Raw genomic sequence first — 14,190 nt, 5'->3', positions numbered from 1 at the left:
GTTCTGGGCAATGTTTGACATCTATATGACAAGGCTGCATGAGTTAACAGTCGTTCTGTATGCTTTATGCGTGCTTTTATACTTCATCGACTTTCTTCACAATAACCGGAAGGCCAACAGGGTTGCCTTCTGGTTACTTGCATTTGTGTGGATTCTGCAGACTGTTTTTCTGTTTTTGTACATGAAAAATACAGGGCGTTTTCCGGTGCTGACTATATTTGAAGGGCTATATTTTTATGCCTGGGTGCTTATCACTCTTTCGCTCGGAATCAACCGCCTTCTGAGAGTGGATTTTATCGTCTTTTTCACTAATGTGCTCGGCTTTGTCATCATGGCCATCCACACTTTTGCACCCGTTCAGTACGAATCTGAAGTCATGGCCCAGCAGCTCGTCTCGGAATTGCTCCTGATCCACATAACAGTCGCAATCCTTTCATATGGCGCCTTTTCACTGTCATTTGTCTTCTCTTTGCTGTATCTTATTCAGTATGACCTGCTAAAGAGGAAAAAATGGGGATCCAGGCTCCTGAGAATTGCAGATTTGTCAAAGCTTGAGCATATGTCATATGTATTAAATGTAATCGGTGTACCGATGCTGATTATAAGCCTGATCCTCGGGACGCAATGGGCTTATATCAAGGTACCAGATATGCATTGGTATGATGCGAAAGTCATTGGCTCATTCATCGTGCTTGGCGTATACAGCGTATACCTGTATGTGAGGGTGGCAAGGGGCTTTTCAGGCAAATCGCTGGCCCTGTGGAATCTCGCATCCTTTTTAATTGTACTTATCAACTTTTTCCTGTTTGGAAGGCTTTCATCCTTCCACTTCTGGAGCTCATAATAATGATTTATATCAGGGGGCTTGGCAAAAGCCTTGCCCCCTATACATAGGAGGCTGTCATGAGAAAAATTATAGTCGGTTCTAGGCGCAGCAAGCTTGCATTAACACAGACCAACTGGGTGATGGACCAGTTGAAGAAGATAGACGATTCTTTCGAGTTTGAAGTGAAAGAAATCGTGACAAAAGGAGATCAGATCCTTGATGTGACCTTATCCAAGGTTGGCGGAAAAGGCTTATTTGTAAAAGAAATCGAGCAGGCTATGCTTGATGAAGAAATCGACATGGCAGTCCACAGCATGAAGGATATGCCCGCTGTCCTGCCGGAAGGCCTTGTGATAGGCTCTATTCCTGAAAGGGAGGATCACCGTGATGCATTGATTTCAAAAGGGCATCAGACACTGGATCAGCTTAAGCCGGGAGCGGTTGTCGGCACAAGCAGCCTGCGAAGAGGCGCACAGCTGCTTGCAAAGCGCCCGGATCTTGAAATCAAATGGATCAGGGGCAATATTGATACGAGGCTCGCAAAGCTTGAAACAGAGGAGTATGATGCCATCATTCTCGCTGCAGCAGGTCTGTCAAGAATGGGATGGACAACTGATACTGTTTCGGAATTCCTTGAGCCGGAAGTCTGCCTGCCGGCCGTTGGCCAGGGGGCATTGTCCATTGAGTGCCGCGAGAGCGATAAGGAGCTGCTTGAGCTGCTGAGCAAGTTCACTTGCGGGACAACAAACCAGACAGTCCGTGCCGAGCGTGCATTCCTTCATAAAATGGAGGGCGGATGCCAGGTTCCTATTGCAGGATATGCTGTGCTGAATGAGAAGGATGAAATTGAGCTTACAGGTCTTGTGGCTTCACCGGACGGAAAAACGATTTATAAAGAAAAAGTGACTGGAGCTGATCCTGTAGAAGTGGGCCTGAGAACTGCGGAAAAGCTGATTGAAAAAGGCGCCAAAAAGCTTATTGATGATGTAAAAAAGGAGCTTGACGGAGAATGACCGGGGAGAGCCTTCCCCTTGCAGGCAAAAAAGTGCTTGTACCCAGGGGGAAGGATCAGGCCGGACCTTTTTCTGAGCTGATCCGCAGCTATGGCGGCATACCAGTGGAAATACCGCTGCTTGCTTTCAGGCCGGCAGAGGTAACAGAAGAAATCCTTCATGCTGTCAGGGAGCTTCCTACATACGATTGGGTCATTTTTACCAGCAAAAATGCCCTTGAAACTTTTATATCCTTTGCCGGCAGAAATGCCGTTTTTCCCAAGATTGCGGCCATTGGCACAAAAACAGAGAGGGCCGCAGAGGAGTCAGGGCTTGCTGTCAGCTTTACTCCGGAGGAATTTGCTGCAGAAGGATTTATTGATGAGTTCCTTCCCTTTGTCGAAAAAGGCATGAAGGTGCTGATCCCCAAAGGGAATAAAGCAAGAAGCTATATTGCAGACGAGCTTAAAAGGGCAGGGGCAGAGCCGCAGGAAATCATTATATATGAAACCGGATTTCCTGAAGATAGCGGAGAAAAGCTCGCAGTCATGCTGAAAAATGGATCGTTGGATGTGCTGGCCTTCACCAGCCCGTCGACTGTAGAGCATTTTATGGAGATTGTCCGCAAGACGGGTGCTGAAGCAGCTATCAAAGGCTGCCTTGTGGCCTGCATCGGCCCTGTTACTCAGAAAAGAGCGGAAGAACTGGGGCTTGGTGTCCATGTGGTCCCTGCCGGATATACGATTGAAGATTTGGCAAAAAGCATAGCAGCTGAATTGAATCAGAGGAGGAAATGAAATGGATATGCAGTTCAAAAGATACCGCCGTTTACGGCAGACAGCCAGTATGAGAGCGCTTGTAAGGGAAAATCATCTTCGTATTGAAGACTTGATTTATCCGATATTCGCCGCAGAAGGAGAAAATATTAAAAGGGAAATCCCTTCTATGCCTGGCCAGTATAACCTTTCCCTTGACCGCATTGAGGAAGAAATGGAAGAGGTTGTATCATTAGGGATCAAATCAGTCCTCTTATTCGGAATTCCGCTCGAAAAAGACGAATGCGGCCAGCAGGCTTATCACGATCACGGTATTGTCCAGGAGGCAACGAGACTGATCAAGTCCAAATTTCCTGAGGTGGTCATCATCGCCGATACCTGCCTGTGCGAATATACAAGCCATGGGCATTGCGGGCTGATAGAGGATGGAAAAGTCCTGAACGACGCGTCCCTTGAGCTCCTTGTCCAGACTGCAGTCAGCCAGGCGAAAGCAGGCGCTGATATCATCGCCCCTTCCAATATGATGGATGGATTTGTTGCAGCCATCAGGGCCGGACTGGATGAGGCAGGCTTCCAGGATGTGCCGGTCATGTCTTACGCAGTCAAATATTCTTCAGCATTCTACGGCCCATTCCGTGATGCAGCCGGCAGCACGCCTCAATTTGGCGACCGGAAAGCTTATCAGATGGACCCTGCCAACCGCATGGAGGCACTCAGGGAAGCAGAAGCTGATCTTGCAGAAGGTGCAGACTTCCTGATTGTAAAGCCTGGAATGCCTTATCTGGATATTGTAAGAGACGTGAAAAATGCAGTGAACCTGCCAATGGTCATCTATAATGTGAGCGGCGAATATTCAATGGTGAAAGCGGCAGCGCAAAATGGCTGGATCGACGAGAAAAACATTGTAATGGAGATGCTGACCGGGATGAAGCGTGCCGGTTCAGATTTAATCATCACCTACCATGCCAAAGATGCTGCAAGATGGATTAAAGAACAGCAGTAATGCCAGTAAAGCCATCCTATTCTTGAATGATTAAAAAGAAGAAAAGAGGGAAAAGCATGCGTTCTTATACTAAATCGGCCGAAGCCTATAATGAAGCGAAATCGCTGATGCCAGGCGGCGTCAACAGCCCGGTCCGTGCCTTTAAATCGGTCAATATGGATCCTATCTTCATGGAGCGGGGAAAAGGCTCGAAGATCTATGATATTGACGGCAATGAATATATCGATTATGTGCTTTCCTGGGGGCCGTTAATCCTTGGGCACACGAATGACAGGGTAGTGGAAGGGATCAAGAAAATCGCGGAACTTGGCACAAGCTTCGGCGCTCCGACCATTGCCGAAAATGAGCTGGCCAAGCTTGTGATTGAGCGGGTGCCGTCCATCGAGATCGTCAGGATGGTTTCTTCAGGTACAGAGGCGACAATGAGCGCCCTGCGCCTTGCCCGCGGATATACAGGGCGCAACAAAATCCTTAAATTTGAAGGCTGTTACCATGGCCATGGCGATTCCCTCCTGATCAAAGCAGGCTCAGGTGTTGCCACACTCGGCCTTCCCGACAGCCCGGGGGTGCCTGAAGGCGTTGCGAAGAACACAATTACTGTGCCTTACAATGATATGGAAAGTGTAAAATATGCTTTTGAGCAATTCGGCGAAGATATTGCCGGGGTCATCGTAGAACCTGTTGCCGGCAATATGGGGGTTGTCCCTCCTCTTCCAGGATTCCTTGAAGCATTAAGGGACATAACGAGTGAATATGGGACGCTCCTGATTTTTGACGAAGTCATGACAGGCTTCCGTGTCGGCTATCATTGCGCTCAAGGCTATTACGGCGTTACCCCTGACATTACCTGCCTCGGCAAAGTAATCGGCGGCGGCCTGCCTGTAGGCGCCTATGGCGGCAAAGCGGAAATCATGGAGAGAATCGCCCCGAGCGGCCCGATCTATCAGGCAGGAACACTTTCAGGCAATCCGCTGGCCATGACTGCCGGATACGAAACGCTGAGCCAGCTCACTCCTGAATCGTACAAAGAATTCGAACGGAAGGCTGACAGGCTGGAAGAAGGCCTTTATGCAGCAGCGAAAAAGCATGATATCCCGCTGACGGTCAACCGTGCAGGTTCAATGATCGGTTTCTTCTTTACAAACGAAGAAGTCATCAATTATGAAAAAGCGAAAACCTCCAACCTGGACTATTTTGCTTCTTATTACCGTGAAATGGCGAATGAAGGAGTCTTCCTGCCTCCATCGCAATTCGAGGGATTATTTTTATCAACCGCCCATACGGATGAAGATATTGAAAAAACATTGAACGCAGCCGAGCTTGCATTTTCCAAGCTGAAAGGCTGATGGAAGCAGGCCGGTTAACTCCGGCCTGTTTTTGTGTGTGTCCTTATACACGAATCCCCCCTCATTGCCTCATTAATATTCACCCCCTACTCTCCTGCGCTCCATAACTTTTCACAATCTAATCATAATTACTATCAGCCGTTCATAGAGTGATAATGACATAGTGATTATACGTGAAAGAGCTGAAAGGAGGAGTCGCTTTGTCCCAGGAAGATCAATCATGCCTGCGCTTTTCTTTAGAAGAATCCGTCTGGTTCCAAAAAGGACAGGAAGTATCTGAGCTTGTTTCTATTTCGCTTGATCCGAATATAACCATCCAGGAACATGAACAATATGTATCGATTCAAGGATCGCTGAAGCTGGCCGGGGAGTACCGGAAAAATGAAGAAGGTGAACTGGAAGAATCTTTTGCCAGCCCGAAATTCATTCAATCCGTTGAAGAGAGGGAAGGGGGGATCTGTGAATTTTCTCACCATTTTCCTGTTGATATAACCATTCCGAATAATAGGATAGGAAGCGTCTATGATTTGGATGTCTATATTGATTCTTTTGACTATCAATTCCAGGAAAGAAGCTGCATGAGGCTGACAGCAGATCTGACCATCACCGGGCTCTACGGGGAACAGCAGCATCCTGCCGCGGAGTATGATGAGGAAGATGCAGCACAGGAACACGATGAAAGGCCGGAAGAAGAGGAAGCTGAGGCAGAAGCTCAGGTAGAGGAGCAGCAGCAGGATCATTTTGAGCCACTGCTTGCAGCAGAAGAGGAGACTGAAAAGGAGCTGGAGCCTTTATTCCGTTCGGCAGCGCCGGCAGAGTTAATAATAGAGAACAATGAAGAGGTGCAGCTCCCGGAATATGCCGGTTTCAAAGATTCTATTTATAAAGCCGGGGCAGGAGCGGAAGAGGAAGATGAAACAGAGAACGCAGAAGCTGCCGATCTGTTTGCCCCTTTTACTGCCGAAGCGAGAAAGCAGCCGGAGGAGGCTGAAAAAGAAGAAAAGCCGGCAGCGTTTTTTGACACCATCAAAGATCATGAGCTTCCGGTCCCGGAAGCAGCCTACCATGCTGAACCTGCAGAACAAGTGCCTGACCATAGCTTTGCAACGTTCAGGAGTGAAAAGGCAGCAGAAGATACTTATGCCGGTAACCAAAAGCCGGAAATGCAGCCGGCAGAAATATTGACCGGCTTCAAGGCCCAGCAGGAGGAAAGTGAATCTTCTTCTGACCAAGCTCCAAAAAAGAAGAAAGCAGCCAATAAGAAAAAAAGCAAGAGCTTGTCACTGGCTGAGTTTCTGGCCCGAAAGGAAGAAGAGCAGTCTGCCAGGATGAAAGTGTGCATCGTCCAGCATGGCGACACACTCGATATTATCGCAGAAAGATATGAGGTTCCTGTTCCGGCGCTGCTGAGAGTCAATCACCTGGAGCTGAACCAGGACGTTTATGAAGGCCAGGTGCTGTATGTCCCTGTGCATGCCTATCAGAAATAGCCTTCTGCAGGCAATAAGACATGTATGAAACAGGCTGGGCAGGTATGGAGGTACCTGTTCAACTGTTTCTTTTATTTCCGGAGGATCACTACGCCAATAAGAAAGTGGGATACGCGTATGGAAGGAAGCAACAGGTTAGCAGCGGTTTCCCCGATTTTAAAGCACTATGCCGTCCAGCCCCACTTTGTGGAAGACTACGGCAGGACCAGGAAGATCTATTCCGATAAAGGCGTTTTTGCACTGAAAAAGCTGAAAGCAAAGCATGGGACCGATTTTATCAGGCAGGTTCAGTCCCTTTATCAGAAGGGCTACAACCGGATAGTGCCGATCTATCCGGCTGCTGACGGCCGCTACGCTGTTTTTCATGAGAGTGAACTGTATTATTTAATGCCATGGCTCGCCAATGAAGAAAAAGAAAACCGTTTTGAACGCCATCAGCAGATGTTCCGGGAACTGGCACGGCTGCACACACTGTCATTGAAGGAAGTCAATGTCACCAGCGAGGAGCGGCAGGAGCATTATGAAAAGACCCTGCTCGCCTGGGAGAAGGAGACAGAATTCTGCGAGGGATTTATTGATGAATGTGAAAGAAAGCAGTATATGGCGCCATTCGAGCTCCTTTTCTGCCTGTATTACCATGATATTACCCAGGCGCTGAAATTTTCGAAAGGCAAGCTGAAGGATTGGCATGAAAAAACGAAGGATGATGAAAAAGCGCGGACTGTCATCATCCATGGAAAAGTTTCAACAGAGCATTTTCTGTATGATGAAAGAGGCTACGGATATTTCAGCAACTTTGAAAAATCGCGCCAGGCTTCCCCGCTCCACGATCTCCTGCCGTTTCTGTCGCGCTCTTTAAGAAGTTACCCGAAGCGGAGCGATGAATCGGTTGAGTGGCTGTATACCTACTTTAAATATATGCCGTTCAAGCAGGATGAAATGCTCTTGTTCCAGAGCTATCTTGCCCACCCGGGCCCTGTCCTGAGAGAGGCGGAAAACTACCATAAGAACCGCGGTTCTGCAGATGAAAGAAAGCTCGTCCAGCAGTTTCAGCGCCAATTCTGGCTTCTGAAGAATACAGAGTACATCGTCATGAGGATCGACGAAATCGAAAGGCAGAAGCAGCAGGCACAGGAAGCGGCAAAAGCCCAGGCCGAACAGGAAGGAGCCCCGGACAATTCGTCCTGAGGGCTCCTAAATGAATTCAAGATGGAGTGCCAGAGCCAGCAAGATAAAGACTGAAAGCAAAAGAACATCGAAGGTCGTAGGAATGAGAATGGTCCGTATTCCCTGAAAGACACAGAAGGGAATTATGAATTGGGCACAAACACTTCTAAAGGTCCTCAGCCATGGAGGCAGGGTATAAGGATTGAATTTCCTTTTCATCTGTTTTCCCCCTAATCTCTTTTACACCATTCTATGTCCCTTCCCCAGGTTAAGTGCCTATTTTTTAGAATCGTACGGGCAGATGTATGATTTTAAAAAATATTGCCGATACTTATTGACTATAAACCGCGAAATTCGGTACTATATCATATATAAATATCATTAGAAAAGCATTGACAGGGAAGAGTACAGTGCAAGCTGCCTAAAGAGAGGAAAACCCCAAGCTGAAAGGTTTTCCAGGCAGAATCATTGGAAGGTCGCCCTTGAGCTTCTTTCGCGAACAGAACGTGTTCACAGTAGCGAAAGACGGGAAAACCGTTATCAGATTAAGCGCCTGGCAGGATTGCATTACTTGCCCGGAAAAAAGGTGGTACCGCGAAATCAGCTCCATTCGTCCTTTTATTGACGGATGGAGTTTTTTATTTGTTCAGGTACCCACAACACTAACAGATACAAGGAAGGCAGGGAATACAATGGAGAATAATGAATTGGCGATGCCAACAAAGTATGATCCCCAGAATATTGAAAAGGGACGGTATGAATGGTGGATCGGTAACAAATTTTTTGAAGCGAAGGATGATCAAAGCAAAGAGCCTTATACGATCGTCATCCCGCCGCCGAACGTAACAGGAAGGCTTCACCTCGGCCATGCCTGGGATACCACGCTTCAGGATATCCTTACCCGCATGAAGAGGATGCAGGGCTATGATGTATTATGGCTTCCGGGCATGGACCATGCCGGCATCGCAACACAGGCGAAAGTCGAGCAGAAGCTGAAAAGCGAAGGAAAATCCCGCTACGATCTCGGCCGCGAAGCATTTGTCCAGGAAACATGGAAATGGAAAGAAGAATATGCAGACCATATCCGCCAGCAGTGGTCTAAGCTCGGCCTGGGACTTGATTACAGCCGCGAGCGCTTCACAATGGATGAGGGGCTTTCCAAGGCGGTTAATAAAGTTTTTGTCTCTCTTTATAAAAAAGGCCTGATTTACCGCGGCGAATATATCATCAACTGGGATCCAGCCACAAAAACTGCGCTCTCAGATATCGAAGTAATTCACCAGGATGTCCAGGGCGCCTTTTATCATATGAACTACCCGCTTGCAGACGGTTCAGGATCCATTGAGGTCGCCACAACCCGTCCGGAGACCATGCTTGGCGATACAGCTGTAGCGGTTCACCCTGAAGACGAACGCTATCAGCATCTGATAGGGAAAAATGTTGTCCTCCCGATTACCGGCCGTGAAATCCCGATTGTTGCCGATGATTATGTGGATAAGGAATTCGGATCTGGTGCGGTTAAAATCACTCCTGCACATGACCCGAACGATTTTGAAATCGGGAACCGCCACGATCTTCCGCGCATCCTTGTCATGAACGAGGACGGAACCATGAATGAAAATGCCGGCAAATACAACGGCCTCGACCGCTTTGACTGCCGCAAGCAGATCGTGAAGGACCTGCAGGACAGCGGCGTACTTTTCAAAATTGAAGAGCATATGCATTCTGTCGGCCATTCTGAGCGGAGCGGAGCTGTGGTTGAGCCATATTTGTCCACACAATGGTTCGTCAAGATGCAGCCGCTGGCAGACGAAGCGGTAGCACTGCAGCAGAAAGAAGATAAAGTCAACTTCATCCCGGACCGCTTTGAAAACACATATCTCCGCTGGATGGAAAATATCCGCGACTGGTGCATCTCCAGGCAGCTCTGGTGGGGCCACCGCATCCCGGCCTGGTATCACAAGGAAACAGGCGAGGTGTATGTAGATTCCGAGCCTCCGGCTGATGCTGAGAATTGGACCCAGGATAATGATGTTCTTGATACCTGGTTCAGCTCCGCCCTATGGCCATTCTCTACAATGGGCTGGCCGGATGAAGAAAACCCTGATTTCAAGCGCTATTATCCGACAGCAAGCCTTGTAACAGGCTATGACATCATCTTCTTCTGGGTATCCAGAATGATTTTCCAAGGCCTTGAGTTTACAGGAGAGCGCCCATTCAAGGATGTACTCATCCACGGACTGGTAAGAGATGAGCAAGGCAGGAAAATGAGCAAATCACTCGGCAACGGAGTAGATCCTATGGATGTCATTGCCCAGTACGGTGCCGATTCACTCCGCTACTTCCTGTCGACTGGAAGCTCGCCTGGACAGGATTTGCGCTTCAGCATGGAAAAGGTAGAAGCAACTTGGAATTTCGCCAATAAAATTTGGAATGCCTCCCGCTTCGCCCTTATGAATATGGCTGGCCTGAAATTTGAAGACATCGATTTAACAGGAGAAAAATCAGTAGCTGATAAATGGATCCTCACAAGGCTGAACGAAACGATTGAAACGGTAACAAGGCTTTCAGACCGCTATGAATTCGGTGAAGTCGGCCGTGTGCTTTATAACTTCATCTGGGACGATTTCTGCGACTGGTATATTGAAATGGCGAAGCTTCCGCTTTATGGGGAAGACGAAGCGGCAAAGAAAACGACCCGTTCGATTCTTGCATATGTACTGGATAATACCATGAGGCTTCTCCACCCGTTCATGCCTTTCATTACAGAAGAAATCTGGCAGAACCTTCCTCACAGCGGTGAATCAATCACGATCGCTGAGTGGCCGAAGGTGAAAGAAGAATACACTGATAAAAAGGCAGCAGGCGATATGAAGCTGCTTGTTGAAATCATCCGTTCTGTCCGGAACAGCCGTGCAGAAGTGAATACACCATTGAGCAAGAAGATCAAGATGATTCTGAAGCCGAATGATGACGATGTTCTTGCTACTCTCACAGCCAATAAAGCTTATATTGAGCGCTTCTGCAATCCGGAAGAGCTTGAGATCAGCCCTGCTGCCGCAACACCTGATAAGGCAATGACAGCAGTCGTTTCCGGAGCTGAGATCATCCTTCCGCTGGAGGGACTCATCAACATCGATGAAGAAATTGCCCGGTTGAAAAAAGAGTGGGATAAGCTGAACAAAGAGGTTGAGCGTGTACAGAAGAAGCTCTCCAATGAAGGCTTTGTTAAAAAAGCGCCTGAAAAGGTCATTGAAGAAGAACGCGCCAAAGAAAAGGACTATACTGAAAAGAGAGCGATTGTAGAAGCTCGCTTAAATGAACTAAAAGGGTAAACCACCCATAACGGAAAAGGCGGATCCAGGAAGGATTCGTCTTTCCGTATGGTTTCCTATGTATGGAGGCAGATACTTATGTTTCAAACGTACGAAGAAGCAATATCCTGGATCCACTCCCGCCTTCGCCTCGGAATCAAGCCAGGGCTAAAGCGGATGGAATGGATGATGGAAAAATTGGGCCATCCCGAGAGAAAGCTCAAGAGTGTACATATCGGAGGAACGAATGGGAAGGGATCAACGGTTGCCTATTTGCGTTCCATCCTTGTGAGTGCCGGATTCAAGACTGGTACCTTCACCTCTCCTTATTTTGAACAATTCAATGAAAGAATCAGCCTGAATGGCCAGCCTGTGAAGGATGAAGAAATCCTCAGGCTTGTTAATGATATTTACCCGCTCAGCGAGGAGCTGGAAAAGACGGAGCTTGGGGCACCGACTGAGTTTGAAGTTATTACTGCAATGGCCTTCCGATATTTTGCCGACGTAAATCCGGTTGATATCGCCCTGTTTGAAGTCGGCCTGGGAGGAAGGTTTGATTCGACCAATATCGTCCATCCGCTTCTGTCCATCATCACCAGCATCGGCCTTGACCACACAGCCATCCTTGGAGACACCTATGAACAGATAGCCTTTGAAAAAGCGGGGATCATCAAAAGCGGTGTCCCTGCCTTGACGGCTGTTTCACAAGAGGGAGCCCTTTCTGTTATTAAAAAAACAGCTAAAGAAAAGAACGCGAAGCTGTACCGGCTTGGCAGCGAAATCGGAATCAGTGATCATCAATCGTCTGACCATGGTGAAAGGTTTACCGTCAGCACGATTTTCCGGGAATATAAGAACCTTGAAATCAGCATGCTGGGATCTCATCAGACAAGGAATGCCGCGCTTGCAGCTGCGGCCGCAGGAATCCTGAACCAGTACTACTCCTTTATGATAGAAGAAAAAGATCTTAGGAAAGGTCTGTCCGAAGCCTATTGGCCAGGCAGGCTTGAACGCCTTTCTGACAATCCTGTCGTTCTCATGGACGGAGCCCATAATGAAGAAGGCATCATGGCTCTTGCAGATGAGCTGGGCAAAAGGTATGATGGCAAAAAAATAGCAGTTGTCTTCGCAGCATTGTCAGACAAGAAGCTGGACAAAATGATCAGAATCCTTGATGGAGCTGCCGATAGAATTACATTTACCCAATTTGATTTCCCAAGGGCGGCGGATGCTGAAATGCTTGCCGGCCTTAGTATATCCAGAAATAAAACGGCCTGTGCCAGCTGGGAAGAGGCCATCAGGACAGAATTGTCGAACCTGCAGTCTGCTGATGTTCTGGTGATTACAGGGTCGCTCTATTTCCTCTCTGCCGCAAAACCATTTCTGAATTCACTGATTGGAAAAAGGTGTTGATGCTTTGGCAGAGCAGCGCATTATTAGAGTGACAAATTTTTGGAAATTTGATACAATAATATTTATTTTGTGACTATTCTACTATATTGTAAATATTTGGGTATTTTGAGGCGGAAGGATGGGGATTATGGTTAAGCAGGGAGCGATAAAATACATATGGATCATCTGGGCGCTGACTGTGCCTGCCGGAGTCTGGCTAACCTATACCCTCTATCCTCCGCAGCCTGCAGCTTTGAACGTCGATGTCCTGGCATTTATGCTGCTTATGTTTTTTGTATCATCCATGCCGATCATCATCAATAACGTGCCCGTGTTTATGCTGCAGTGGGTGGCTTTTGCCGTTTTTTTGACTTTCGGCATCTTTATCGAAATGCTTCTTGTACAGGCTTCAGTCATCTTTCTCCTTCTGAAGCTCCGGCTTCCGAAAAGCCAGTCTTACAGGTTTCCGCTCAATTCATTTATGTTCTTTGTGGTTTCCTTCATAAGCGGGATTTTTTATTATTCCCTTGGCGGAAAGCAGGGAGCCGACCTGATGGAGCACGGCCCTTCCTTATGGCTGTCCATCCTGTATCCGATTGTCTATTATGTTGTGAATCAGCTTGTCCTTTCCCTGATCCTTTTTTTCCTGCATAAGCAGAAAACGAATTTTTTCGGGAAGGATTTTATATGGGAGTCGCTTACATCGATCATGACGCTGCCGGTCGGATTCATGCTCTATATCCTCTATCGTGAAGTGGGGCTATTATCCATCCTGTTTGTAGGCGTACCTTTTGCCAGCCTGTCTATTATCCTGGGACTCTATAATTCCAGCGAAAAGGTGAACGATTATCTGCACAAAGCAGCCGAAATCGGCCATCAGCTTGCTGAGCGCCTCAACAGGAATGAAGTGATGGAGCTTTTTATCGAAAAGCTGATCGGCATGCTGCCGGTAGACTATGCTTATATCCTTGATGTGGTCGATGAGTCTGAGCTCAAGCTTCTTTATCAGGTGGAGGATGGAGAGCGGACCACACCGTCAGCACTCCCGCTGCGCAGAAATGAGGGCATCAGCGGGCTTGTATGGGCTACAGGGAAAGCTGCCCTTTTCAGTACGAAAAAAGAATGGAAGACAGCAGCCAAAGGCTATATGCCGAAGGAGGTCGAAAGCGTCCTCTGCGTTCCCATCGCCCGCTCAAGCAAAGTTGTCGGTGTCCTCCTTCTCGCCTCCCGAAAGAAAAGGGCCTATGAAAAATATCAGCTGATGATTGTGGACATCCTTTGTTCCCACTTCGCAGTCGCCATTGAAAACGCAAGGAACTATGAAAGAACAAAGGAAAACAGCGAACGCTGTGCATTGACGAAGCTGTATAATTACCGCTATTTTGACGTGCTTCTTGGAGAAGAGTTCATAAGGATGGAATCTGGAAAACGGAGCGTCCTTTCGCTCATCATCCTGGATATCGATCACTTTAAAAGCGTAAACGATACTTTTGGGCACCAGAGCGGGAATGAGATCCTGATCGAACTGGCAGAAAGGCTATCCTTGCTCACAGAGCCATACGGAACTGTAGCGCGATATGGCGGAGAGGAGTTTGTTGTCCTGCTTCCTGACGCGGAAAAGCAGGAGGCTCTTGAGCTTGCCGAAGTCATCCGCCTTGCCATCGCCACCCAGCCTTTTACCATCACCCAGCATATGGACGGCGACGGCTCCAGGCTCTCAGTCAGCATCACTGCCTCTATTGGCGTTGCATCTGCACCAGTGGATGCAGATGATCCGCTCGCCCTTATCCGCCATGCCGACCGCGCTTTGTATGTAGGCGCGAAAAGAGCAGGGAGGAATCGGGTGGCGGAGTATGTGAAATAGGAAAATCCCCTGTTGGGGAT

General features: G+C 48.0%; 11 protein-coding genes and 1 other annotated feature. Of the genes, 10 read left to right on the top strand and 1 reads right to left on the bottom strand.

Annotation, left to right across the window (positions count from 1 at the left end; translation table 11 throughout):
• The first annotated feature begins 10 nt into the window (after positions 1-10).
• From N288_RS17800 to ysxE, 7 genes are all read left to right on the top strand, one after another.
• Positions 11-844, top strand: a complete 834-nt coding sequence (locus N288_RS17800; RefSeq protein WP_009796061.1) for a cytochrome c biogenesis protein — start codon at positions 11-13, stop codon at positions 842-844.
• Between the two features lie 59 nt (positions 845-903).
• Entirely contained in the window at positions 904-1,839 is a 936-nt protein-coding gene (hemC, locus tag N288_RS17795; RefSeq protein ID WP_009796062.1) for a hydroxymethylbilane synthase, read from the top strand.
• Positions 1,836-2,615, top strand: a complete 780-nt coding sequence (locus N288_RS17790; RefSeq protein WP_009796063.1) for a uroporphyrinogen-III synthase — start codon at positions 1,836-1,838, stop codon at positions 2,613-2,615. Before hemC ends, N288_RS17790 begins: the two co-directional genes overlap by 4 nt.
• 1 nt (position 2,616) lies before the next feature.
• A complete protein-coding gene (gene hemB / locus N288_RS17785; RefSeq protein WP_009796064.1) occupies positions 2,617-3,597 on the top strand; it encodes a porphobilinogen synthase in 981 nt (326 codons plus the stop codon).
• A gap of 56 nt (positions 3,598-3,653) precedes the next feature.
• Positions 3,654-4,943 (top strand): glutamate-1-semialdehyde 2,1-aminomutase, encoded by a 1,290-nt coding sequence (hemL, locus tag N288_RS17780; RefSeq protein ID WP_009796065.1) that lies wholly within the window; start codon positions 3,654-3,656, stop codon positions 4,941-4,943.
• Positions 4,944-5,143: 200 nt separating this feature from the next.
• Positions 5,144-6,433, top strand: coding sequence for a stage VI sporulation protein D (gene spoVID / locus N288_RS17775; RefSeq protein ID WP_022544241.1), 1,290 nt, complete (start codon positions 5,144-5,146; stop codon positions 6,431-6,433).
• A 117-nt stretch (positions 6,434-6,550) separates the two neighbouring features.
• On the top strand, positions 6,551-7,621 hold the full coding sequence (ysxE, locus tag N288_RS17770; RefSeq protein WP_009796067.1) for a spore coat protein YsxE: 1,071 nt from the start codon (positions 6,551-6,553) through the stop codon (positions 7,619-7,621).
• Positions 7,622-7,627: 6 nt separating this feature from the next.
• Here the strand turns inward: ysxE and N288_RS17765 are convergent, their stop codons facing one another.
• On the bottom strand, positions 7,628-7,819 hold the full coding sequence (locus N288_RS17765) for a hypothetical protein (RefSeq protein WP_009796068.1): 192 nt from the start codon (positions 7,817-7,819) through the stop codon (positions 7,628-7,630).
• A 164-nt stretch (positions 7,820-7,983) separates the two neighbouring features.
• Positions 7,984-8,221: a binding site (T-box leader), on the top strand.
• Positions 8,222-8,292: 71 nt separating this feature from the next.
• On the opposite strand from N288_RS17765, the gene N288_RS17760 reads away from it, so the two are divergent.
• The 3 genes from N288_RS17760 to N288_RS17750 all read left to right on the top strand — a co-directional run bounded on the left by N288_RS17760 (position 8,293) and on the right by N288_RS17750 (position 14,170).
• Entirely contained in the window at positions 8,293-10,935 is a 2,643-nt protein-coding gene (locus N288_RS17760) for a valine--tRNA ligase (RefSeq protein WP_009796069.1), read from the top strand.
• Between the two features lie 78 nt (positions 10,936-11,013).
• Entirely contained in the window at positions 11,014-12,327 is a 1,314-nt protein-coding gene (locus tag N288_RS17755) for a bifunctional folylpolyglutamate synthase/dihydrofolate synthase (protein ID WP_022544239.1), read from the top strand.
• A 127-nt stretch (positions 12,328-12,454) separates the two neighbouring features.
• Positions 12,455-14,170 (top strand): sensor domain-containing diguanylate cyclase, encoded by a 1,716-nt coding sequence (locus N288_RS17750; RefSeq protein WP_022544238.1) that lies wholly within the window; start codon positions 12,455-12,457, stop codon positions 14,168-14,170.
• The last annotated feature ends 20 nt before the right edge of the window (positions 14,171-14,190 follow it).

Origin of the sequence: Bacillus infantis NRRL B-14911, from assembly GCF_000473245.1 — a bacterium.
GTDB lineage: Bacteria > Bacillota > Bacilli > Bacillales > Cytobacillaceae > Bacillus_AB > Bacillus_AB infantis.
This window is presented reverse-complemented; position numbering and strand designations above follow the sequence as displayed.